This is a genomic window from Lysinibacillus fusiformis (genome assembly GCF_003049525.1).
In the GTDB taxonomy this organism is placed as follows: domain Bacteria; phylum Bacillota; class Bacilli; order Bacillales_A; family Planococcaceae; genus Lysinibacillus; species Lysinibacillus fusiformis.
Genome location: NZ_PYWL01000001.1, coordinates 570,140 through 594,416 on the forward strand (window position 1 = coordinate 570,140; position 24,277 = coordinate 594,416).

The 24,277-nt window shown below is 37.2% G+C and carries 25 protein-coding genes, 1 pseudogene and 1 other annotated feature; of the genes and pseudogenes, 9 read left to right on the forward strand and 17 right to left on the reverse strand.

Going from position 1 to position 24,277, the window contains the following annotated elements; all coding sequences use genetic code 11:
* Positions 1-190 precede the first annotated feature (190 nt).
* From C9J29_RS02790 to C9J29_RS02805, 4 genes are read right to left on the reverse strand one after another with little or no spacing between them, the layout of a single operon-like run.
* Entirely contained in the window at positions 191-1,126 is a 936-nt protein-coding gene (locus C9J29_RS02790; protein WP_089986714.1) for an RluA family pseudouridine synthase, read from the reverse strand.
* The gene (locus C9J29_RS02795; protein WP_025116813.1) at positions 1,101-1,895 is read right to left on the reverse strand and encodes an NAD kinase; all 795 of its coding nucleotides are present in this window, start codon (positions 1,893-1,895) and stop codon (positions 1,101-1,103) included. Before C9J29_RS02795 ends, C9J29_RS02790 begins: the two co-directional genes overlap by 26 nt.
* Entirely contained in the window at positions 1,892-2,563 is a 672-nt protein-coding gene (yjbM, locus tag C9J29_RS02800; RefSeq protein WP_008181494.1) for a GTP diphosphokinase, read from the reverse strand. The genes C9J29_RS02795 and yjbM overlap by 4 nt, the downstream gene beginning before the upstream one ends.
* A 53-nt stretch (positions 2,564-2,616) precedes the next feature.
* Complete coding sequence (locus C9J29_RS02805) at positions 2,617-3,000, reverse strand: UPF0738 family protein (protein WP_036123426.1); 384 nt, start codon at positions 2,998-3,000, stop codon at positions 2,617-2,619.
* 127 nt (positions 3,001-3,127) lie between these two features.
* Here C9J29_RS02805 and C9J29_RS02810 point away from each other — a divergent pair, with 127 nt between their 5' ends.
* The 4 genes from C9J29_RS02810 (at position 3,128) to C9J29_RS02825 (ending at position 5,937) form a co-directional block, all read left to right on the forward strand.
* Positions 3,128-3,715, forward strand: coding sequence for a CYTH domain-containing protein (locus tag C9J29_RS02810; RefSeq protein WP_008181498.1), 588 nt, complete (start codon positions 3,128-3,130; stop codon positions 3,713-3,715).
* Between the two features lie 28 nt (positions 3,716-3,743).
* On the forward strand, positions 3,744-4,511 hold the full coding sequence (locus C9J29_RS02815) for a lytic transglycosylase domain-containing protein (protein WP_253734931.1): 768 nt from the start codon (positions 3,744-3,746) through the stop codon (positions 4,509-4,511).
* 216 nt (positions 4,512-4,727) lie between these two features.
* Positions 4,728-5,135: a globin domain-containing protein gene (locus C9J29_RS02820; RefSeq protein ID WP_008181502.1), complete on the forward strand. Its 408-nt coding sequence runs from the start codon at positions 4,728-4,730 to the stop codon at positions 5,133-5,135.
* Positions 5,128-5,937: a DsbA family protein gene (locus tag C9J29_RS02825; RefSeq protein ID WP_089986715.1), complete on the forward strand. Its 810-nt coding sequence runs from the start codon at positions 5,128-5,130 to the stop codon at positions 5,935-5,937. The genes C9J29_RS02820 and C9J29_RS02825 overlap by 8 nt, the downstream gene beginning before the upstream one ends.
* A 385-nt stretch (positions 5,938-6,322) precedes the next feature.
* Here the strand turns inward: C9J29_RS02825 and pepF are convergent, their stop codons facing one another.
* The 5 genes and pseudogenes from pepF to spxA all read right to left on the reverse strand — a co-directional run bounded on the left by pepF (position 6,323) and on the right by spxA (position 10,993).
* Positions 6,323-8,140, reverse strand: a complete 1,818-nt coding sequence (gene pepF, locus C9J29_RS02830; protein WP_089986716.1) for an oligoendopeptidase F — start codon at positions 8,138-8,140, stop codon at positions 6,323-6,325.
* A gap of 53 nt (positions 8,141-8,193) precedes the next feature.
* Positions 8,194-9,081 carry a competence protein CoiA family protein gene (locus tag C9J29_RS02835; RefSeq protein ID WP_441332506.1) on the reverse strand — a complete coding sequence of 296 codons (888 nt, stop codon included), beginning with the start codon at positions 9,079-9,081 and terminating at the stop codon, positions 8,194-8,196.
* Between the two features lie 93 nt (positions 9,082-9,174).
* Positions 9,175-9,225 (reverse strand): annotated as a pseudogene (locus C9J29_RS25210) (hypothetical protein); the annotation flags it as partial.
* Between the two features lie 269 nt (positions 9,226-9,494).
* The gene (gene mecA, locus C9J29_RS02845) at positions 9,495-10,163 is read right to left on the reverse strand and encodes an adaptor protein MecA (protein ID WP_008181512.1); all 669 of its coding nucleotides are present in this window, start codon (positions 10,161-10,163) and stop codon (positions 9,495-9,497) included.
* Positions 10,164-10,597: 434 nt separating this feature from the next.
* Positions 10,598-10,993: a transcriptional regulator SpxA gene (gene spxA / locus C9J29_RS02850; RefSeq protein WP_025116803.1), complete on the reverse strand. Its 396-nt coding sequence runs from the start codon at positions 10,991-10,993 to the stop codon at positions 10,598-10,600.
* A gap of 487 nt (positions 10,994-11,480) precedes the next feature.
* Positions 11,481-11,706: a binding site (T-box leader), on the forward strand.
* 61 nt (positions 11,707-11,767) lie between these two features.
* On the opposite strand from spxA, the gene trpS reads away from it, so the two are divergent.
* The gene (gene trpS, locus C9J29_RS02855) at positions 11,768-12,757 is read left to right on the forward strand and encodes a tryptophan--tRNA ligase (RefSeq protein WP_008181516.1); all 990 of its coding nucleotides are present in this window, start codon (positions 11,768-11,770) and stop codon (positions 12,755-12,757) included.
* A 4-nt stretch (positions 12,758-12,761) separates the two neighbouring features.
* On the opposite strand, the gene C9J29_RS25215 is transcribed toward trpS, so the two are convergent.
* From C9J29_RS25215 to C9J29_RS02870, 3 genes are all read right to left on the reverse strand, one after another.
* Positions 12,762-12,983, reverse strand: a complete 222-nt coding sequence (locus C9J29_RS25215; RefSeq protein WP_043990806.1) for a YuzI family membrane protein — start codon at positions 12,981-12,983, stop codon at positions 12,762-12,764.
* A 111-nt stretch (positions 12,984-13,094) separates the two neighbouring features.
* Positions 13,095-14,336: a beta-ketoacyl-ACP synthase II gene (gene fabF, locus C9J29_RS02865; protein ID WP_090003095.1), complete on the reverse strand. Its 1,242-nt coding sequence runs from the start codon at positions 14,334-14,336 to the stop codon at positions 13,095-13,097.
* Positions 14,337-14,366: 30 nt separating this feature from the next.
* Entirely contained in the window at positions 14,367-15,305 is a 939-nt protein-coding gene (locus tag C9J29_RS02870) for a beta-ketoacyl-ACP synthase III (protein WP_008181752.1), read from the reverse strand.
* A 385-nt stretch (positions 15,306-15,690) separates the two neighbouring features.
* Here C9J29_RS02870 and C9J29_RS02875 point away from each other — a divergent pair, with 385 nt between their 5' ends.
* On the forward strand, positions 15,691-15,885 hold the full coding sequence (locus C9J29_RS02875; protein WP_025116798.1) for a YjzD family protein: 195 nt from the start codon (positions 15,691-15,693) through the stop codon (positions 15,883-15,885).
* Between the two features lie 49 nt (positions 15,886-15,934).
* Here C9J29_RS02875 and C9J29_RS02880 read toward each other — a convergent pair whose 3' ends face one another.
* Complete coding sequence (locus C9J29_RS02880; RefSeq protein WP_107921572.1) at positions 15,935-18,061, reverse strand: ATP-dependent Clp protease ATP-binding subunit; 2,127 nt, start codon at positions 18,059-18,061, stop codon at positions 15,935-15,937.
* Positions 18,062-18,330: 269 nt separating this feature from the next.
* On the opposite strand from C9J29_RS02880, the gene C9J29_RS02885 reads away from it, so the two are divergent.
* Positions 18,331-19,017 (forward strand): Crp/Fnr family transcriptional regulator, encoded by a 687-nt coding sequence (locus C9J29_RS02885; protein WP_036123414.1) that lies wholly within the window; start codon positions 18,331-18,333, stop codon positions 19,015-19,017.
* 59 nt (positions 19,018-19,076) lie between these two features.
* On the opposite strand, the gene C9J29_RS02890 is transcribed toward C9J29_RS02885, so the two are convergent.
* Together C9J29_RS02890 and C9J29_RS02895 are read right to left on the reverse strand one after the other, a co-directional pair.
* Complete coding sequence (locus C9J29_RS02890; protein WP_036123413.1) at positions 19,077-19,385, reverse strand: metal-sulfur cluster assembly factor; 309 nt, start codon at positions 19,383-19,385, stop codon at positions 19,077-19,079.
* A gap of 53 nt (positions 19,386-19,438) precedes the next feature.
* On the reverse strand, positions 19,439-20,203 hold the full coding sequence (locus C9J29_RS02895) for a prolyl oligopeptidase family serine peptidase (protein ID WP_008181759.1): 765 nt from the start codon (positions 20,201-20,203) through the stop codon (positions 19,439-19,441).
* A 121-nt stretch (positions 20,204-20,324) separates the two neighbouring features.
* Here C9J29_RS02895 and C9J29_RS02900 point away from each other — a divergent pair, with 121 nt between their 5' ends.
* Entirely contained in the window at positions 20,325-21,134 is an 810-nt protein-coding gene (locus C9J29_RS02900; protein WP_089986724.1) for a Cof-type HAD-IIB family hydrolase, read from the forward strand.
* A 144-nt stretch (positions 21,135-21,278) separates the two neighbouring features.
* Positions 21,279-22,136 carry a DegV family protein gene (locus C9J29_RS02905; RefSeq protein ID WP_069480125.1) on the forward strand — a complete coding sequence of 286 codons (858 nt, stop codon included), beginning with the start codon at positions 21,279-21,281 and terminating at the stop codon, positions 22,134-22,136.
* Between the two features lie 101 nt (positions 22,137-22,237).
* Here the strand turns inward: C9J29_RS02905 and C9J29_RS02910 are convergent, their stop codons facing one another.
* Together C9J29_RS02910 and C9J29_RS02915 are read right to left on the reverse strand one after the other, a co-directional pair.
* A complete protein-coding gene (locus C9J29_RS02910) occupies positions 22,238-23,704 on the reverse strand; it encodes an alpha-amylase family glycosyl hydrolase (protein ID WP_089986725.1) in 1,467 nt (488 codons plus the stop codon).
* A 199-nt stretch (positions 23,705-23,903) separates the two neighbouring features.
* Positions 23,904-24,272 (reverse strand): YisL family protein, encoded by a 369-nt coding sequence (locus C9J29_RS02915; protein ID WP_012292941.1) that lies wholly within the window; start codon positions 24,270-24,272, stop codon positions 23,904-23,906.
* Positions 24,273-24,277 lie beyond the last annotated feature (5 nt).

Below are 24,277 nucleotides of genomic sequence, written 5' to 3' on the forward strand. Positions count from 1 at the left end.
CCTTTTTTGTTTATTTCCACGAGGATTTACATGCCCTTCAATATAATGGTATTCCTTCCTAAAAAAACGTGACGTTTTCACTATACCCTATATTTGTACTTGTCAAATGAACAAGGTGTAAAGAACACTTTATTTACTATCAAAAATGATAAGGAGATGCCCGTCGTGCGAACATCTCCTTATCATAATATTAAGCGGAAGATCCTTTAAGCAAATTTTGCATATCTTCATTAAGCATACTTGTGAACTGCAAATGTTCACTTGTTAAGGGATGTGTCATATTTAAGGACACACAATGTAGTGCCTGACGGTCCATATGAAGTCGACTTCCTCCATAAAGTTCATCACCAACAAGTGGATGACCTAAAGACGACATATGTACACGAATTTGATGTGTACGTCCTGTATGCAATTTAAGAGCTACATGTGTCATCGGTTCATCCCCTAAATAAAAACGTTGGATGACGGTTACATCTGTATGAGCATATTGCCCATCCTCACGTACTTCTCGCTCAATAATGCTTGTTGCTTTACGCCCAATAGGTGCCACGATTGATTGGCTATCCTGGTCAACATGTCCGTGGACAATTGCCTCATATTGCCTTGAAATCTCCCCATTACGCTGAGCCAAGCCTGTTAAATGATGAATATGTGCATGCTTGGCAATACAGAGTAAACCTGAAGTATCTCGGTCAAGTCTCGTTACAATATGAGCAGTGGACGCTAATCCTTGCTGCTCAAAGTAGCCACAAACTAGATTGGCAACACTATTGGTTGGGTGTTCACGTGAGGGAATCGTACTTTGGTGAGCTGGTTTATTTAACACCAAGATTGTATCATCTTCATATACAATAGCCAAATCGCCATGCTCGATCATGAGCCCCTCACTCTTTTCCTCAGGAGGAAATGTCACTTCCACACAATCATCAACTTGAAGAGCATATCTCACATTACGTTCGATCCCATTCACCGTTAATAATCCCCCATCGAACTTTATAGCTGTTAATGCTCGCTTAGATATACGCCATTCTTGTAGAGCTTCTCGTAATAATTGGCCTTCTTTCTTAGCCATAAAGCGCAATGTAAATCTTGTATCCATCTTACTCATTTGCAACGAAAGATTCATGCACACGTTCCCAAAATGGGAATGGACGGAAACGTGCGAAACGTACCCTTTCATTAGCCACGTTAAATACAATTGCCTTTACATCACCCTGTGTAATTTGTAAATGGTCCACAGTCATATTAAAGTTTTGTTCATTTACTGGACGTAAAACACAATGATGGTGGGCGGGTAAAATTAATGGAGAACCAACTGTCCTAAATACACGATTATTAATCGATGCAATTTCTGTAATTTGAAGTGCTGCTAAAGTTGGATGGATGATTGCTCCTCCAAGCGCTTTATTGTAGGCTGTACTTCCAGAAGGAGTTGACACACAAAGACCATCTCCTCTGAAACGCTCGAATTGATTGCCATTTAACTCAACGTCCATTACCAGTGTGACATCTGGCGATTTAACTGTTGCCTCGTTTAAAGCTAGATACGTATTTGATTCTGCATTATGATGCTCCACCTTCACTTCTAACAGCGGATATTCCACCACATTAAAATCCTTTTTAGCAATGGACAAAACTAATTTTTCTAATTCTGAAGGCTTCCAGTCTGCATAAAAACCTAGGTGTCCTGTATGGATGCCGACAAATGCCACTTGATCTAATAAATGAGAATATCGATGAAAGGCATGTAAAAGCGTTCCATCTCCACCTATAGAGACAACAATTTCTGGTGCTTCCTCATCATACGTTAAGCCAAAATCCTGTAAGTAGGTTTTAGCTAGCTCCATTAGCTCATTGGATTGTGCATCTCGACGTGATTGAATCGCAAATTTCATTGTGAGTCACGCTCCTTCTCCGATAGTAAATTAGGATTCGATGCTTCCTTGTATTCGCTGAAATACGCCTGTGCTTCTTGAATTTCACTACGAATAGATGACATTTCCTCATCTAAGCGAAATGCCGCCTCAGCCGCACTTTGCAAGCGATTTTTTATTTCCTCTGGGAACATGCCCTTATATTTATAATTTAAAGAGTGCTCAATAGATGCCCAAAAATTCATAGCGAGTGTTCGTATTTGGATTTCGGCTAACACTACCTTTTTCCCCTGAATCGTTTCAACAGGGTATTCAACAATCATATGGTAGGAGCGATAACCACTTGGCTTATTATGTGTAATATAATCGCGTTCTTCCACTACACGCATATCTTTTCGTTGACGAATAAGCTCCGTTACTGTAGCAATATCATCAACAAATTGACACATAATTCGAAGACCGGCAATATCACCGAGTTCATCACCAAGTTGTTTAGATGGCTCAAAAGCTAACCCTTTTTCCAATGTTTTATCATATATACTTGCTAAGGGCTTTACACGACCTGTTACAAATTCGATAGGTGAATTGGCATTAACAATACCGAATTGCGAACGCATGCCCTTTAATTTTACTTTTAGTTCATCTACTGCTTGTTTATAAGGACTTAAAAATATTTCCCATTGTCCCATCACAAAAACCTCCCGACATTCGGTATCGAACACCGTCTGTTCGTTTTGTCTTTCTATTCAGCGAGAATTGCCTTGAAGTGTTGTTCCACTGTTTGGACAAATTCTGCCCCGTAATTGTAATTTCCTTCAATATTATACACGAGCATTTCCAATTCATCGTAGAAATTTGTAAGCTCGATTGCTTCTTCACTTATTCGTAGTATTGGATCTTTCTTTTTTTGTAAAATATGTACAAGATTCTCCCAACTACTCGGTGGAAAACGCAAGTAATGATAGTCTTCGCCTGCATCCAGTAGATAAATAAATGCAAAATCATCTGAATCTGCAATAAGTTGTCCAGCAGGTTTTAACTGTAAATTTACTTCATTGTCGTTTAAACTAAAATGAAGTTGATCTTGTTCAAAATTCGATGTTTCTATTGTATAAATTTTACGCACGTGCGGTTCCCCTTTTCGTTGTACTCTTCCTCTTATTTTAGCACAGAGGGTAAATAGTTGCAGTGTGTAAATGTTAAATCAAGCGAAACAGCGAATGAAAAATAAAAAAATAAATAGGTGAATATAAATGACACAAGAAATTGAAATCGAGTTTAAAAATCTCCTAACTAAACATCAATACGAGCAACTATTACAAGATTTCCACATTCGTAATAATGCTATTCATCGTCAAACAAATCATTATTTCGACACACCTACTCATGCGATTCGCAAGCTACAAAGTGGACTGCGCATTAGGCAAATCGGTGAATATTATGAATGTACACTGAAAGAAAAAAATGCTGAGCATGCTCACCTTGAAACTACGGACCCATTAACAGCAGATCAAGCTCAGAAAATGCTGGAGGGCGAAGGCTTTTTTGCTCAAGAGGTTGCCAAAAAACTTGCCCTTCATGGCATTCCCTTAGACCAATTACGGGTGTTTGGCTCACTTACTACAGATCGTGTCGAAATTCCATATAAAGAGGGGCTTCTTGTTTTTGACCATTCTTACTATTTGCAGTGCGACGATTATGAGGTAGAATATGAAGCAAAAGATGCCATAAAAGGAAAAGCAATCTTCGACGAATTTTTACAACAATATGGTATTCCAAAGCAGGAAACTGATAAGAAAATCGCCCGCTTTATGAAGGCTTTACAGCAGCAAAATTTATAATAGTATAAAAAGAAAGGTGACTAACTTCTTGGATATTCAATCACTAAGATCTTTAATGGAGATTCAAGCATTACAAACACTTGGATCGACAGATGGTTCATCCACAAACGCTTTGACAGACAATCAATCTATTTTCTCTGACATGATGAATGAATTATTAGGGGATGCTTCAACTGCCAGCAATGCCAAGCTTTCTAGCTTACTAGGTTTAGGCACAGCAAACGCTGATATCTTCAATCAGTTAGCTAATACTTCAGAAGGCACGCTTGAATCATTGTTATACAAAGGTTCTAATGCTGTGTACATTCCTGAATCCGTTAAGCAGGCATTAACAAGCTCTTATGAGCATACAAAACTTGATTCCTATGTTTCAGATAATGTGATTGGCTCAACTGCCTATGCAAACTCCTTGGCAGGAGCAGATCAATATGCTGCTATTATCGAAAAGGCCTCAGCAACCTATGGTGTACCTGAGAAGCTTATTGCAGCCGTTATAAAACAAGAATCTAATTTTAATCCATCTGTAGTTAGTCATGCAGGAGCCCAAGGCTTGATGCAATTAATGCCTCAAACAGCACAGTATCTAGGAGTTACCAATGCTTTTGATCCAGAACAAAATATTATGGCTGGGGCAAAATATTTGCGCCAAATGCTAGATAAGTTTAATAATGATCCTACACTAGCATTAGCAGCCTATAATGCTGGCGCTTCTCGTGTCACAAAATATGGAGGCATCCCTCCTTTCAAAGAAACACAGAATTATGTCAAAAAAGTAATGAATTACTTCACCGTGTAATCGCATTATTCTTACTATCTATCTATTTTCCAACAAATTTCACCCTCTGTGGTGAAATTTGTGCTTTTATAGCGAACAACAATTCGAAAGAGCTCTTTATTTGTGAAAACGAAAAGACGTTGATAGAATGAAGGTAGTCACAAGAAATTCACATTTTAATGACGGAGTATGTAAATGGTACTTTACGATATAAAGAATTAAAGGAGCATATAACTTATGAGTCGAAAATACACTGTTCCTTATGAGGAGCTGGGGGCTGAAAAACTGGCAGAGCTTATTCATGCATTCTATAAAAGAGTTGCTCAGCATCCTGATCTTATTCCAATCTTTCCAGAGGATTTAACAGAGACAGCCCGTAAGCAAATTCAATTTCAAACACAGTATTTAGGTGGACCAAATCTCTTTACTGAAGAACATGGACATCCAATGATGCGTGCACGTCATATGAATTTTCCGATTACACCAGATCGCGCACAAGCTTGGCTGGAATGTATGTCAGAAGCTATGGATGAAGTAGGTTTGGAAGGGAAGTTCCGTGAAACTTATTATCAACGTTTAGTATTAACAGCTCATCACATGGTTAATACGCCTAATGACGATGAGGGGGAATTGTTACGTGAATAATATTCAAATGCTACAAGAACCAACGCCAACGATTTCTACTGCCAATAAGCCTATTGAATTGTATATTTTCGTAGATCCACTTTGTCCTGAAGCTTTTAGTATTCAAGCTGTACTTCGTAAATTACAGCTTGAATACAACCATTACTTCACTTGGCGTTTTGTTCTAAGCACTGAGCTTACTTCTTTAAACTGCTTAAGCAAGCGTGTAAAGGGTTGTATATCAGGCATAGAGCTAGATATTAATCATCCTGTATTACCTTCTATCGCTATTAAAGCGGCCGAATTACAGGGCAAACGCGCAGGTGCACGATATTTATCGAAATTACAAGAATATGTATTACTAAGCCATCAAGATGTAAACTCCTATGCTACTCTTTTAAAGATCGCAGAGGATATTCAACTAGATATGAATGAATTTACCGTTGACTTCGGCTCAAAGGAAGCAGCACGAGCTTTCCAATGTGATTTATACATTAAACGTGAAATGGAAGTTGACGAAGTCCCAAGTATCGTATTTTTCAATGAATGTATAGAAGATGAGGGACTAAAGGTTAGTGGTAGCTATGCCTATGAAGTTTATGAACATATTTTAGAAGAAATGCTCAATGAGCAGCTTGTACGTCAGCCTTTACCATCAATAGAGGACTTATTTTCAAAATTCCATACACTTTCTACAAATGAAATAGCATTTATCTATTCATTAACAGAACAAGCAGCCGAACGTGAACTAAAGAAACGTATGCTGCAACAAAAGATTGAACGAATCCAGACAACTCACGCTACATTATGGCGTCTTAAATAATACACGTTAAGGACTTAGCTAATAATCATTAGTTGAGTCCTTATTTTATTACATAAAAACAAAGAAACGCCTCTATCCTCGACCGATAGAGACGCTTCTTTTTCACAAAGGGGATGGGAGAAATGTTCACGTTCAAACAAAGGGGTGTATGTTTGTTTTGTGATTTATTTCACAAGAATTACTCTATCATGGAATAATATAATTAGCAATGAATCCAATACTAGATTCACAAATTTGTCAAATAGAAAGCGATTTCAAACAGTATTTTTCCAAGATGCACTCTTTTAAAGTATTTATAAATCAAAAAAAGTCATTATTCTTTCCATTCAATTAAAGCTGTCTATAAAAAAAACAGGCTATAGGAATAATCCTATAGCCCAACAAATTAGTTATTCAACAATAATTTTTCTAATTCAATTAAACGCTCTTCAAATACTTTACAAGCATCCTCTATTGGTTTCGCGACGTTCATATCAACACCCGCTGCCTTTAATACTTCAATTGGGAAATCCGAGCAACCTGCTTTTAAGAAGTTATTAATATAACGTTCTACAGCCGGTTCACCCTCCTCTAAAATCTGTTTACTCAATGCTGTAGCTGCCGATTTACCTGTCGCATATTGATAAACATAGTAATTATAATAGAAGTGCGGAATACGTGCCCACTCTAAACCAATTTCCTCATCCACAACCATATCATCACCGAAGTATTTTTTATTAAGTTCATAATACACTTCAGTCAATCGATCGGCTGTCAAAGATTCACCATTCTTATCCATTTGATGAATTAGGTGTTCGAATTCAGCAAACATTGTTTGTCTGAAAACTGTACTTCTGAAACCGTCTAACCAATGATTTAGCAAGTAGATTTTTTGTTGAGGGTCATCAATGGTTTTAAGTAAATAGTCATTTAATAGCTCTTCATTACATGTCGAAGCAACCTCAGCGACAAAAATAGAGTAATCCCCATAAACAAATGGCTGATTATTTCTTGAATAATAACTATGAACACTATGACCAAATTCATGTGCCAACGTAAAGAGATTATTCACATTATCTTGCCAATTCATTAGAATATAAGGATTTGTTCCATAAGCACCGGATGAGTATGCACCACTTCGTTTCCCTTTATTCTCTAAAACATCTACCCAACGGTTATCTAGTCCGTTTTGAACAATGTTTTGATATTCCTCACCTAATGGTGCTAAAGCCTTCACTAAAATATCTTTAGCTTCGTCGTAAGTAACCTTCATTTCCACCTCTTTTACAAGAGGTGCAAATAAATCCCACATATGCAATTCATCAACACCTAAAAGCTTCTTACGTAACGAAATATAGCGCTGCATCGCAGGTAAATGCTTATGAATCGTTTCTACTAGTTGATCGTAAACATTTTCAGGAATGAAATTATTAGACATTGCTGCCTCGCGTGCAGAGTCATAATGACGAATACGAGCACTCACATTATGTTTTTTCACATTCCCTGTTAGCGTTGACGAGAACGTATTTTTAAACTTGCCATATGTTGCGTACATGGCTTTAAAAGCACCTTCACGAACTGAGCGATCTTTGCTCTCTAAAAACTTGATATAGTTACCATGTGTAAGTTGTACTTCTTCCCCATCTTCATTTTTCACGTAAGGGAATTCCAAATCCGCATTATTTAACATGCTGAATGTATTAGAGGCAGTGCCAGTTACCTCAGACATTTGAGCGAGTAATGCTTCCTGTTCCGCTGGTAAGACATGTGGACGTGCCATTGTTATTTCTTTTAATGATTGCTTGTACAATTGTAGGTCTTGATTTTCAGCTAAATAGCTTTCGATTGTCTCTTCATTTAATGCCAAAATTTCTGGCGTTAAAAATGATAGACCAGCAGAAATACTCGTTGCTAATGTTTGAATACGGCTATTCATATCTTGATAAAAACTATTTGTCGTATCCTGGTCATAGCGCATATGAGCATATGTGTAGAGCTTCATTGCACGTTCATAAATATGATCGTGATACTGTAAAGCTGCTAATAATGCTTGTGCTCCATTATTTAAAGTACCTGCAAAACTAGATGCTTTTTTAGCAAGCTCTGCAACTTCCTTGAACTCATCTTCCCAAAGTGCATCGGATGCAAAAATATCCTCTAACCGCCATGTTAATTCTTCAGGTACTTCATTTCGTACCAAAATTTGATTACTGTTACTAGCCATGTGCATGCCAGCCCCCTTTATATGTGCTTTTTTCCCTATACTCTCATATTTTCTCAGTATATTGCGGCAATTGCAAATAATTGTGCGTAAACGATCTCACAAATATCCTGTAGTTTCTGATCTTGTTCTATTCCATTCAATATGAGGCTATATTGTTGAACAGCTTTTACTGCCTGCCCGGTATATTCTAAATGAGACTGCATGAGAAAATCTTGAATATGGTGTTTTTTTAATTCATATGGCTCTAAACGTAACTGTTGACTAAAATGCAACAGCATCGTTTGCCATTCACTTGCAAATAGTGAAATTGCTGTCCCATCTTTTACCGGAATTCCGATATAAGAGGGCATTGCCGAAATAGAAAAATTCAACTCATAACAACTTCGTAAAAATGTATCCTGCACGCCTTGTTTACTATGTAGGAGGCGCCTATTTGCAAATTGCTGGCAAGCATGTTTATATAGCTGCCAATACTGTTGAAATTCTTCTAAGGAAATGCAAGTTGGTAAATAAAATGGAAAGCGTTGCTTATCTATGGGGATTTTTTGGACTTTCCCTATAAAAGTATGCCCATGCACATGAAGGAGATTCGTCCAATATTCAAAATGGGCTGTTTTGGCATTATAGGTCATTAAATAAGGAAGGCCTGTTGAAGTGGTCATGAATGACTTTTGTAGTAATGGAGGAATACTTATTTTTCGAATTCCATTGATTGCTTCGTATCTTTGAGGCGTTAAAAAGAGCCAAATGGCTTGAATGTTATTTTTTTCATAGCCTGTTGTCCGCTCCTGCCATTTATGATGAGTAAGTGGGCTACATTGAAATTCCAGTGCGACGTTGTTAGTTTCTAAAGCAACAAGCAAATCTGGACGCTGAGAAAGCTCTGTTAAATAGGGCTCCAACTTCACTTTATGTCCAAGCTTTTGTAGCCATTCAAACAATTGAATTTTACCTTGTAAATGAAGTTTTGATTCACCTTCAGCAAATAATTTCGGACATTGACTTTGCGTATGATGTGCAAAATGCGGGATATTATAGGAACCAATTTTTAAATGAACTGGTTCTAGACATTGAGGACAAAAAATGTCATCTGGCGCCTATATGTCTGCAATGCTTTTCTCGTATATTGATATGCGTGAAAAAGCTGCTGTAAATTATTATAGGCAATTAGCATATAATCAGCTCCTTTTTGGCCAACTATAGTAAAAATTATTAGCTATCACAAATTAAAAGCTGTTTTTTCTTGAAATTTATGAAATGCCACACTACTGAGCTTTTCGTATAAAAAAACTGTAGTGAATCTCGATAAATTTACCGAGTTCACTACAGTCTAAAAAATCAAGTAAACATATGCTTAAGCAAAGTATTTTCGAACTGTCTCAAAGCAATTAAATTCCATAATTTTTTCGCCGTACTCCTCTAAACGATGAATCGTAAAATTAGATGGCGTTAAAAATTCTTTGATGACCGCATTTCGATCGTGACGGTTTAACTCTTCATCTGCATTACCGAAATCAACAACTAAATAGTACCAATTTTCATATTTAAATAATGAGGAATCCACTAATTCGTCCGTCATTCGTTTTGCAACAGGGATTAACTCATCAATATCTTTAAATTTATATACATAAATGTCTGTATCCATAAATAATTCTGATTCATCCATGTCACCAAATTGAGTTAGTTGGCTAAGAAGATCGTCCCCAACTTCATCGAATGGTGCAAACATCTCTTTGTGTTCATCAAAATTCGAATGACCATCTAATGTTTCACCGTCTTTTAAGATATGTGCACGTGTGACAATGATTTCTAAGCCTACTTCAGATGCATTGATATGAATCCAAATCGGACCTTCTACATCAAAATAATCCTCCGTATTTACTTCATCAATCATATCCCAAAAAAGCTGTTCACCCTTTGCTCGATTGTACCAGATTTCTTCACGACTATAGCCGCGATCCTCTATATCATTGTACGTAATAAAGAGCTTAAGTGTATTTTCATTTACACGTTCGATGTCCACTAGACCTCATCTCCCTTCACTGTCATATGTCGAAAAACAGTTTTGTTTCATTAGTATGCTTTTATTCTTTGTTTTTAACCTTCATACTGCATTGTTTTTCAACCTTTGACCACACCAGTAAAACCACACGAGGAACTGCAAACATTAAAATTTTTTATTTACAGTTGTCTCTAACACTATTGTATGCTGTTCTGTCATAAAATGAAAAGGATATACACCATTTCACAGAAGATATTTGAATTATTGAAATTGTAGTAAACTATTTAACTTAAATCAAGTTTAACATACTTTAACGGAAATATATGACTTTGCCCTATTAATTATTATACTTTATATAGAAGGTTTTACATAAGTAAAACATAAAAAAATAGATGTCACAATATGCATCTCACATCTGTAACATCTACTACTTATTTTATTCAGAATAGATAAAATTAATTCACCATTCTTTGTGCTTCTTGCAACTGATATGCTCGAACTTTTCGAGGTAAGAAACGACGAATTTCATCTTCGTTATAGCCAACTTGTAGACGTTTTTCATCTAGAATGATTGGTCGGCGTAATAAACCAGGATATTCCTGAATTAATTCATATAAACGTTGTAAAGGTAAACTTTCCACATCTACATTTAATTTTTGGAATATTTTAGAACGTGTAGAAATAATTTCATCTGTGCCATCTTCCGTCATACGTAAGATTTTTTTAATTTCACTAATACTTAGTGGTTCAGAAAATATATTACGTTCTGTATAGGGAATTTCGTGCTCCTCTAGCCATGCTTTCGCTTTACGGCAAGAGGTACAACTTGGTGATGTAAATAAAGTTACGATCATTCGTTCTGACACATCCTTTCATTTTGTAATCATATCTATAAACCAGTGTGTTAAATTAGAATTAATGTAATGTAAAATACACAGTACCATTATACAGCACTCCGCTGTTTTTGAATATAGTTCCAATAAAAAAAAGAATGAGCGTCTTGCTAAATTTTCTGTCTTTTTATATACCTTTTTAATGTATATACTTTTTTCACAACATTTCGAACTACTACTACTATTCCCACTTTAAGTGTATTTTAAACATCTTTTTACGTCGCTCTGCTGTTCTCATTTACCTAAGATAAACGAGAAAATTGTCAGTTCGACGTGTACACCTCAAGTTAATTTTAATAAAAAAGTTTCTTTTTATAACAAATTTACACAACAAAAAAAGCATATAATTTTTTCTCTAAAAAAAACACCGCCAAAAGTCTGACTTTACACAATGAAATCTTTATAATATAATTCAATGCAATAAAATCAATTTCATGTTAAATTGAGAAAAACGCTGACGAAGAGTAGTACATATGTTAATGACACGTTTAGAGAGTCTGTGGTTGGTGAAAACAGATCGTGGGGCATATGGAATGGACTTCCGAGTTAGCTTTGTGAACGTTTCATGAATGGAAACTACTAGCAAGGCTCGTCCCTTCACGTTACGAAGCTGAGTGGCCGTTAAGGCAAGCTGGGTGGTACCGCGGATTCAAACATCATTCGTCCCTTCATTAGAAAAAGTCTAATGAGGACGCGTGATGTTTTTTATTTGAATTCGAGGAGGAAATTTTCATGACAACCATCTTTTCTGGTGTACAGCCTACAGGAATTGTAACTTTAGGGAACTACTTAGGAGCCTTCAAGCAATTCCCTGCCCTTCAAGATGAAGGAGATGCAATCTATTGCATCGTCGATCAACACGCTATTACAGTCGCTCAAGATCCGAAGGAATTACGAGAAAGTATTCGTAAGCTTGCTGCTACTTATATTGCCACTGGCATCGATCCTAAAAAATCTACATTATTTATTCAATCTGAGGTGCCAGCACATGCTCAGGCAGGATGGATGTTACAGTGTGTTGCATCTATCGGTGAACTTGAACGTATGACACAATTTAAAGATAAATCTCATGGTAAAGAGAGTGTCTCTGCGGCTCTTTTAACATACCCACCATTGATGGCTGCAGACATTCTACTTTACAACACAAATATTGTCCCAGTAGGCGATGATCAGAAACAACATATCGAGTTAACTCGTGATCTAGCAGAACGCTTTAATAAACGTTATGGTGACGTTTTAACAATTCCAGAGATTCAATTACCAAAAGCTGGTGCTCGCATTAAATCTCTACAAGAGCCAACAAAAAAAATGAGCAAATCTGATCCCAATACAAAGGCGACAATCAGATTGCTAGATACAGCAAAAGACATTGAGAAAAAAATTAAATCAGCTGTAACTGATTCTGATGGGATTGTAGCATTTGATGTAGAAAATAAACCAGGTGTTTCAAATTTATTGACGATTGAATCGGCTATTTCAGGTATTTCTATTGATGATCTAGTTAAAAAATATGAAGGCATTGGTTATGGTGGCTTCAAGCAAGGTGTAGCTACTGCTGTAATCGATCACCTGACGCCAATTCAAGAAAAATTCTATCATTTAGTAGAATCCTCTGAATTAGACGTCATCCTTGATGAAGGTGCTGAAAAAGCAAATGCAATTGCCAGTGCCACATTAAAACGTATGGAAGAGGCAATGGGCCTCGGTCGGGCACGCCGCTAATCATTTATAGCTTATCTGACGTTCGATCAAAGCCTATATCAAGAACGACAGCGCATATGATGATACAAGCACCAACCGCCATATAAAATTCCGTTGTTTGAAACATAAATTTGAACACAACTTTCCAAGAATACCCTAGCGTACGGTAATTTAAATACAATATAAGATTCCCTAATGAGAGGATCATGAGACCATAGCTTACTAAAAATAAAAAGAGACGGAACAATGTAACGGCATCCTTTCTATTTCTTCTTACTTATCATTTATTCACAAAACTATAAAAAAAGACGTCAGCCGTTTAAATTTGGCTGACGTTTTTTGAGTTTAGATGTACTATTTATGCTTCATATTTTTTAAATAGAAGACTTGCATTGTGCCCACCAAAACCAAGAGAATTACTCATTGCATATTGAATGTTTGCTTCTCTCGCTTCATTTGGAACATAATCTAAATCACAATCAGGATCTGGATCTGTTAAATTAATTGTTGGTGGTAATATACCTTCTTTAAGCGCAAGAGCGGTAAAAATAGCTTCTACGCCCCCTGCTGCCCCTAATAAGTGTCCTGTCATAGACTTTGTAGAACTCATAGCTAGGTTATAAGCATGGTCACCGAAAGCAGTTTTAACAGCTTGTGTTTCAAATAAGTCATTATATGGCGTACTAGTGCCATGTGCATTAATATAATCAACTTGAGATGCCTCTACACCAGCATCTGTCAATGCTTGCATCATTGCACGTGCCGCACCTTCACCCTCTGGAGCTGGAGCAGTAATATGATGAGCATCTCCTGTTGCACCATAACCTAATACTTCCGCATAGATTTTTGCGCCACGAGCTTTTGCATGTTCGTACTCTTCTAAGATGACAATACCTGCGCCTTCACCAATAATAAATCCATCACGATTTTTATCAAATGGACGGCATGCTTCTTGTGGATTTTGATTTAAAGATAATGCAGTATTGGCACAGAAACCTGCGACAGCCATCGTTACGATTGGTGATTCCGCACCACCTGAAATCATAACATCTGCATCCCCACGTTCAATAACTTTAAAAGCATCTCCAATTGAGTTTGTTCCAGAAGCACATGCTGTTACTGAGCAAGAGTTAATTCCCTTTGCACCAAAATGAATCGACACTTGACCTGAAGCCATATCAGGAATCATCATTGGAATGAAGAATGGGCTAACTCGTCTTGCCCCGCGCTCTTGGAATGTTAAAAACTGTTGCTCATAGGTTTCCATTCCACCAATACCCGAACCAATCCAAACACCCGCACGTGGAGCTAACTCCTCATCAATTGTTAGCTGTGCATCTTCCATAGCCATGATTGAAGCAGCTAATGCATAATGTGTAAAGCGGTCCATCTTTCGAGCTTCTTTACGATCAATATATTTTTCAATATCAAAATCTTTCACTTCTGCTGCAATTTTGGCTGCAAAAAGCTCTTTATTTAAACGTGTTAGCTCACCAATGCCAGATTTACCAGCTTTAATGTTCGTCCATGTTTCTTCGATGCTATTTCCTAGTGGTGTAACTGCGCCAATTCCTGTAATTACTACTCGTCTTTTACTCATTGTCATACTCCCCTCAAGCATTTTTCCTATTTATTTTCCCCATCTCATGGCTACGGCACCCCATGTTAAGCCGCCACCAAAACCAACAAGGACTAATAAATCATCCTCTTTAATTTTACCTGCTTCAAGCTCATCTACCAAGGAAATACCAATCGATGCTGCAGAAGTATTCCCATATTTATGAATCGTTTTTGACATTTTTTCTGGTGGTAGCTCTAATCGCTCACGAGCAGATTCCATAATACGTATATTTGCCTGATGCGGCACTAAAAAATCTACGTCTTCTTTTGTTAATCCTGCTTTATCTAACACACTTACAGCCGATTCACCCATTTGACGTACAGCAAATTTAAATACTTCACGACCATTCATGGCAATCGTGTCTTGTTTTGTTAAATAAAGATTTTTACCGCCTGTGCCATCTGCACCAAGCTCAAATGATAAAATACCTCTGCCTTCAGATACTGGCCCTACAACTGCTGCGCTCGCGCCATCACCGAATAATACTGCTGTATTACGATCATTCCAATCAATGACTTTTGACAGCTTTTCAACACCTACTACTAAGACATATTTATAAGTGTTTGCCTCTACAAAATGTTTAGCTGTCACTAAACTATATATAAATCCTGCACATGCGGCTGCTTGATCCATCGCCGCAGCATTTACTGCTCCGAGTTGTTCCTGAACCATACATGCTACACTTGGGAAAGTTTGATCCTGTGTGACAGTTGCTACAAGTATTAACCCAATCTCCTCAGGCGTAATACCCGCTTTTGCAATAGCTTCTTTAGCAGCGGCTACTGCTAAATCTGAAGTTTCCTGATCATCTGCCGCAAAATGGCGTTCTTCAATGCCTGTTCGCGTACGAATCCACTCATCCGAAGTATCCATTATTTTTTCTAAATCAAAATTTGTCACGACTTTCTCAGGAACGTATTTGCCTATTCCTAAAATACCAGCGTTCATATAGCAACCCCTCAGCTTTCTTACTATCAATTATTAGTAACTGGTCATAATTATAACGCATAGTAAAGGAATGACGCAAGATGATTTAAAATTATTGTGTATGGAACGAGTCGTTTCTTTGTTATTGAAAGTAAGCTTAGGCTTATACTCCGTATAGTGTGAAGTCTATAGAGTTGCCAAATTCCCTTTTTCAGGTTTGCATACTTTGGCAAAATGAATGCCGCAAAAAATACATGAGAATTATAAAATGCAAAACCTTGTATTTGTTGTGACAAATTCGCCATGTTTCACATAAAAGATTCATTTTTTTTCGATTTATGTTATGATATGATAATGAATATGAGTAAAAACTTATGATGAAAAAAGTTCGGTTGAGGTGAAATTAATGCAATATATCGTAACGTTCGTATGGTCATTCCTACTAGTTTCAATGTTAAACTATGTAGTCAGCTCTGTACTTGGTGCACCATTTGATTTTAAGACAGGGGCAATCGTTTCAGTTGTATTCTCCATCTTAATTTTTATTATTGGAGCAATCATTCCAAACGATCCTACACCAGAGGCTGCAGACCATCATTAATTCAGCTAGAAAAAACCTGTTCCGCATTATGCGAAACAGGTTTTTTCTGTTATTTTTCCACTATACAATGGCCATCACGCATTTTTACATGCAATGTTTCTCCAGGCAATACCTCGCCTCGTAGCAGTTCCTTAGCCACAGCCGTTTCGATATGTCGTTGTACGAAGCGTTTTAGTGGTCTTGCCCCGAATTGAGCATCTGCTCCTTGTAGGACAACCCAATCAATAACTTCATGGTCGACAGCTAATGTAATTTCCTGTTCAGCCACACGGTTAATTAACTGCTCTACATACTTCCAAGCAATCGCTGTAAAGTGTTTATTTGATAGGGCATGGAAAAAAATAATATCATCCATACGGTTTAATAACTCTGGTTTGAAATGCTGTCTGAGAGCAGTCATAACCAAGTCTTCAACGGTTGGATCGTCATCTTTTGCCTCCATTAAATAACTAGAGCCGATATTCGATGTTAAAATCACTACGGTATTTGTAAAATTGACCATACGTCCTTGACTATCTGTAATTCGACCGTCATCTAAAATTTGCAATAAAATATTAGCCACATCTGGATGTGCTTTTTCAATTTCATCTAATAACACTACAGAATAAGGGTTACGACGGACAGCTTCCGTTAATTGACCGCCTTCCTCATAGCCAATGTACCCTGGAGGAGCACCAACTAAGCGAGACACACTATGCTTCTCCATATATTCGCTCATATCAATTCGAATAAAATGATCCTCTGAATCAAATAATTGAGCAGCTAGTGCCTTAGCAAGCTCTGTTTTACCAACACCTGTCGGACCTAAGAATAAAAAGCTACCAATTGGACGATGCGGATCTTTAATGCCTGCACGAGCACGCCATACAGCCTCTGTTACTAATTGAACAGCTGTATCTTGGCCAACTACGCGTTCATGTAATGTATCTTTTAAACGTAATAGTTTTTCTCGCTCGCCTTCCACTAATTTTGTCACAGGAATACCTGTCCAGCGAGAAACAATTGCTGCGATTTCTTCAGCTGTCACTTCTTCACGTAAAATACGGGACTCTGCGCCGCTTTCTAATTCTTTTTCGAGCACTTGAATGTCTTTTTCAAGTGTTGGAATTTTACCATGACGTAATTCTGCGGCTTTATTTAAATCATACTTACTTTCCGCTTCATCTAAATCACGACGGTACTTATCTAATGTCTCCCGTTTTTTCTGAATATCATGTAGCTTTTCCTTCTCTGCCTCCCATTGTTGCCGCATTCCTTCAGAGGACTCTTTTAATTTTGCCAATTCCTCTCGTAATTGCTCCAGACGCTTTTTACTTGCTTCGTCCTTTTCCTTACGCAACGCTTGTTCTTCAATTTCTAGCTGCATAATACGACGAGTCACGGCATCAAGTTCCTGTGGCATTGAATCAATTTCTGTTCGAATCATTGCACATGCCTCGTCAATTAAATCAATCGCCTTATCTGGTAAAAATCGCTCTGTAATATAACGATTGGAGAGTTCAGCTGCGGCCACAATCGCGCGGTCATGAATACGTACTGCATGATGTAATTCAAAGCGTTCTTTTAAGCCTCTTAAAATAGACACAGTATCCTCAATAGAAGGCTCACGTACAAGAACTTGCTGGAACCGGCGTTCTAAAGCAGGATCTTTTTCAATATACATACGATATTCATCTAATGTAGTAGCACCGATACAATGTAATTCACCACGAGCTAGCATGGGCTTTAACATATTTCCTGCATCCATAGCGCCATCCGTTTTGCCTGCGCCTACAATTGTATGAATTTCATCAATAAATAAAATGATTTGACCTTCTGAATCTTTCACTTCTTTTAACACGCCTTTTAAACGCTCTTCAAATTGGCCACGGTAGCTTGCACCTGCGATTAAGGCACTCATATCCAGCTCGTATAGCACGCACTCTTTCAAGCCCTCTGGTACATCACCCTTCACAATACGTTGAGCTAAACCTTCTACAATCGCTGTTTTACCAACTCCTGGCTCACCAATTAATACAGGATTATTTTTTGTTTTACGCGTTAAAATGCGAATGACATTTCGAATTTCCTCATCGCGCCCAATGACAGGATCCATTTTGCCATTTTTAACTTCTTCTATTAAATTACGGCCGAATTGCTCTAATGGCTTTTGATTATCTGTTTGTTGAAATTGCATAACTAGCACTCCTTTACTTTAATATTTCGCATAATTTTTATACCCATTCTGGTTCTTTTTAAAAGTTTGACCTTCTTTGACTAACTTTATTTTACATCACTCGACAGTTCTTCGCAAAGAAATAGCACTAAATTTTTACACTTATTCATGAAAATTTACGTTATAATAATAGTATGTTTCTATGTTTTAGTATCGAAAAATCCACTGTCCTTTTGTAATAATCGCCATTTATTACAAAAAGAAAGCGATGTGTTGGAGATATGGTTTCAATGGATAATATGTTTGAAAAAATTATGGACCTTTTTCAAAAGCATGGTGTTTTTATCAAAGTAAATAAAGGGAATAAAATTTTTCTAGAAGGTGAACGGTCAAAGGAAATATACTATATTAAGTCAGGTGTTATATCGATTAGTCAAGAAACTGAGGCTGGCAAGGAATTGACGATTCGTATATGTGGTCCTGATAGTATCATTGGAGAGGGTTCATTATTTTGTAACCTTGTCTATAACTCCATGACTGCAAAAGTTTTAGAATCTGCTACGCTATATGTTTTAAGTCGAAAGTCATTAGAACATTTACTGGAAGAACAGCCTACAATCATGGTGGAATACATGAAGTGGCTACAGACAGAAAATTTAAAGCATCAGAGTCGTTTGCGTGATTTAGTGTTAAATGGGAAAAAGGGTGCCTTGTTTTCAACACTCATTCGTCTATCTAACACGTATGGTAAACCTTTAGAGGATGGTTCCATTTTTATTGAGTTTCAACTAACAAATACGGAAATTGCCAATTTGTGTGCGACTAGTCGTGAAATGATTAATCGTATGTTGAATGATTTAAAAAAACATGACATTTTGACTTTTGACAAAGGCTTTATTACTATTCATGATTTACAATTTTTAAAAAATGAGATTGCCTGCGAAAATTGTCCATTACAAGTATGCCGTATCGATTAATTCGTTACATGCTAAATCCCTGCTTATTTTTTATAAGCAGGGATTTTTAATAGCCACTATTAGCGTACACCCAATGCCATTTTTGCATAGCGTGACATTTTATCTTTTGACCAAGGTGGATTCCATACAATGTTTACATTTGTACTTTTCACTTCTGGAAGTTCATTTAATGCTGTATTCACTTGATCCACGATTACTGGGCCAAGTGGACACCCCATCGATGTTAGCGTCATTGTAACCGTCGCTACACCTTCATCATCTAATTCTACATCATATACTAAACCTAAGTTGACGATATCAATTCCAAGCTCAGGGTCAATTACGTTTTCTAATGCACCTAACATGCTATCTTTCATATCTTGATCCATTCTCATTTCTCCTTCCATCATAGTGTTAACCTTATCATAGCAGATGCATCATATTATGCCAAATGCTCTGCAAGCCAATCTGTTGCTGCTACCATTCCGTCACGTGGTACAGCATGTCCAGCCTTTTTATTCACCATGAATGTTAAATTTTCAGGGGTTGCTTGATAGTATTCCCGTAATGTTTCATAAAATTTATAGGTTTCATGGAAAGGTACAGTTTTATCTAATTCACCGTGCCAAAAGAAAACCGGGCGTCCCGCAAATTTTTCAGGAGTTAGACTGACATCATAGGTTGCGAGGACCTCATTAATCTTTTGCACATCATCCTCTGTCATGGGCCAATTAACACCATTTTTTATAAATTGCTGCAATTGGTATTCACCCAATTTTATAAAACCAGGCGCACCCATACATATTGCAGCCGATTGAATCCAATCATAAAGCTTAAGACAGCCTGATGTCACAATACCACCCATGGACGTACCTGCTATGCCAATTTTATGATGAGCTAATAAATTTTTATTCTTTAATTCATTATATAATTGTTCCACTTCATGAATAGAATTTATAACAATGTCCCAAAAATTCAAGTTCATTTGCATCTCTGTGAGGCCTTCGCTACGGTCACCATGAAATTTTGCATCTGGTAATAGGACACGCACCCCTTTATGCACCAACTGATATGCATAGTGTAAGTTATGTTCTTTTGCACTCATAAAGCCATGTAAAAAGATCACTACCGGGGTATCTTCATTCATATTGTCTGTATGTATATGTAATAAAGGAATATTTCCCCACATTTCTTTTTCTACAAACATTCTTGTCACTCCCAACTCTTGTCTCACCTTTATGTTAGCAAACTTTTTTCACTGTGACAAAATTTTGACGAATGAAAGACAAAGAGATACTATTCAAACTATAGGAAAGGGGCAACAAGCTATGAAACCGCATTTAATCGTATTGGATTTAGATGGTACTTTATTAACAGACCAACAACAAATTTCCGCAAAAACAAAAAAATCATTATTGCAGGCTAAGGAACAAGGACATCAAGTAATGATTGCAACTGGCCGTCCATACCGTGCCAGTGATATTTATTATCATGAGCTTGGGCTTACAACACCAATAGTCAATTTTAATGGAGCCTATGTGCATCACCCTAAAAATGTCTCTTGGCAGCATATGCACACTCCCATTGATTTAAGTGTTGTCCATGATGTCGTTAATTCCATTAATAGTTACGAGTATGAAAATATCATTGCTGAGGTGAAGGATGATATTTATGTACACACAGAGGATGAACGCATCTTAAATATTTTTAATATGGGTAATCCGAAAATTACACTTGGGGATTTATATACACATCTCTTAGATAATCCTACAAGTTTACTGATACAGGCAAATGAAGCCAATTCTGTCATTATTCGCGACCACTTACAGGCAGTGCACGCTGAAGTTATTGAACACCGTCGTTGGGGCGCACCTCTTCATATTATAGAGATTGTTCGACGTGGCTTAAATAAAGCAGTAGGCCTTGCACACGTAGCAAAGGATTTAGGTATTCCACGTGAACGTATTATTGCTTTTGGTGATGAAGACAATGATTTAGAGATGATCGAATATGCTGGACTTGGCGTAGCGATGGGGAATGGTATATCAAGCCTTAAAAATATTGCCAATGAAATAACTACTACAAATAATGATGATGGGATTGCAAAAATACTCATCGAACGCTTGAAATTATCATAGTTACGTAGTAAGTTCAAGTTACCATACCATTTTTACCAGTTTAACTTTATTCAGTGGTACCCCTTCCGGTTGATTTAAGTGAGTACCGGCTGAATAAAGCTAAAAAGGCTTTAAAAAGTAAGTTGAAATTAGGGGGACAAGAGAATGAAGATTTTTACGGATAGTGGATGTGATCTACCAAAGTCTTACTATGAAGAAAATGATGTCGTGCTACTCCCTTTACGAGTGCAATTGAACAACAAAGAATATGAAGATGTCATTTCCATTGATTCCAAAGAGGTTTATGATGGAATCCGTCAAGGTGCCCAACCCAAAACATCTCAAGTATCGCCAGAGCTTTTTTTGAAGCACTTTGAAGATTTAGCTAAAAATGAAGAAGAAGGTATCTATATTGCCTTTTCATCAGAATTATCCGGCACATATAGTACTGCTCAAATGATTCGTAATCAAGTATTAGAACAATATCCTTCATTGAAGTTAGTCATTATCGACTCTAAATGTGCATCACTAGGACATGGTCTTGTTGTGGAAGAGGCTGTTCGGCTTAGAAATTTAGGTACCTCATTTGAAGATGTAGCGTCTAGAATTAGCGCTTTCGCTCCTCAAATAGAGCATTTATTTACAGTTGAAGATTTGGACTACCTCGCTAAAGGTGGCCGTGTCTCAAAAGCGAGTGCCTTTTTAGGTGGCCTTCTAAGCATTAAACCTATTTTAAATGTAGAAGATGGCAAACTTGTACCGATAGAAAAATCACGTGGTCGTAAAAAAGCACTTAATCGTATGCTGGATTTAATGCAGGAGCGTGGAGGTAACTTTACGAATAAAATTGTTGGTATTAGTCATAGTGATGATATGGCCTTTGCTAATGAAGCAAAAGCATCCATTCAGGAGCGTTTTTCTCCACAGGCTGTTCAAATTACGATGATTGGCTCAGCCATCGGTTCACATGTGGGGCCGGGCACTATCGCGATTTTCTTCACGAATAAAAGCTATGAAGGCTAAACTATGATAGCTTGGAATTGCCGAGCTATTGGAGCATCCGTAAATGAAAACAAAAATAGCATGTTAGGATGATTCCTAGCATGCTATTTTTTGTGTAGATATTAAGAAGCGTCTTGTTCTTGACGACGAACTTTTCCTCGTTTAATGATGATTACAACAAAGCCAATAAAGATGACCCAAACTAAACCAAGGGCAACCATATACGGCACGTTTAGCCCCTCATCATTGCGAACCTGATAAATCTCTACCATTTCTCTGTCTAAAATGACTGGATACACTTGCTTTTCATTTATACGAACTTTTTCCTCATGTAAAATCCCGTTTAGCATTTTCCCTTCACCCAGTTGTTCAGGTGTTAAGTCCACTCGCTGGGTTTTGCTCGTATTATTGACCATAATTACCCATTGCTCTTCATCCGAAGTACGTGTAAAGACAAGTAAACCATTCTCATTAGTAATGATGTTAAAATCACCATTACGTAAAGTAGCAGACTGATTTCGTAAGGATTGAACATTTTTAATATAGTCAATTAATTCTTCATCTGTTTTAAAGTTATAAAGTTGATGTGTATCAGGTTTAGCTTCCCCGTTCATCGCAATTTCTGTACCATATTGGACAACTGGAGTTCCTGGCATCATAAATAAAGCACCCATAGCCATTTTTAAACGTGTAGGTGGGAACATGTTTTCATTCGCAGAATCGAATGTAAAACGGTGTGTTTCTAAAGAATCCACCATAATTTGCGTCGGCTTTTCGCCTGAAAACGGTTCTGTCAATTTAGATGAGTCCATATCAACATTCTTAAAGATATTGCGATAAATTTCTGCTGTCGCTGGTGAGAAGGTTGCATCAAAATCAGCCTCGCTCGCTTCATTTGTTATGACATAAAGAGATGCTTTTGACTCTTTTAATGCCGCTATCATTTTATTAATAAAATCCGTATCAGCATCTGAAATATGAGTTAATCGAATTCCACCAATATCATATGTAGAAACAAAATCGATTGCAGATTGAATAAGTGCTTCTTGCACATCTGTATTCGTTAAATCCCATTGAACTTGTCCATTATTCGTTGAAGCAATCCAGTCTGCTTTCGCAGCATCCTTTGCCCATTCATGTTTAGGACTTACATCATTGAGTGGAAAATCCACCATTATAGACATATTTTTAGCTTTATAAGCCTCTACAACACTTTGGAATTCTTCTGCAGTTCCAAAATGGCGTTCAATCGTAGAATAGCTTGTTAGCATGGATCCATCATATTTCTCTGTAGAATAAATAGGTCCAATGGAAACAATCGAATAGCCCATTTCATCGATAAATTTTAATTTATCTTGTAAACCTGTAAAATCCCCTCCTGCAAATTTCGAAGGGTCTTGCGTATTTGTATCAAAATCGTTTGTGCCCGAGCCATTAAAGAAACGGTCAACGAGTAAATCATAGATGCTCTCTTCTGCAATCGATGTTGTCGCTTTTTCATCCGCATGCGCTACAGGTGTAGTACTTACGAATGTAGTAGCTAGTAAAAGTGATGCAGCTGTCGCACTTATCCACTTCTTGAATTTCACTGTTATTCCCTCTCTTTCAAACCAATCCATCGTCATTTTACCAAATATCACTGTCACGTCGCTATCTTTTCAAAAGATTTTACGAAAATGCGGAAGGAATTACGGCAAAAAGGTGTCCGTTCCCTTCCATTTCAGTATGATCGCTGTTTTTAATAAAATAAAAGCCGCGAAGCAAATACTTCACGACTTTCACCAAATATTATGCTAAGAAGTTTTGACCCATTGGTAGCTTGAAGCCTAGGAACAATGTAATCAATAAGAATACTGCAAATAAAATCCAAAACATGCCAGTTGGTTTATTTTTCTTTTGGCGTACTAAAACCATTTCCATCATACCAATTACTAGAATACCGCCTATGAATTTAAAGCCGTAAAGCATGCCCATGTTGTAATTCATGCCTTCAATGAATAATGCCCCACCTGTAATGATAATTAGTACATAAAATAGACGCAATGTCATATGTAAGCCTTTTGATTGCTTGCCCATTAGCGCAGCGATTAAAAAGATAACAATAGCTACTACCCAAGTAGTAATATGCAAATGCGTTTGGCTAGTTAAAAAACCCATGTTTG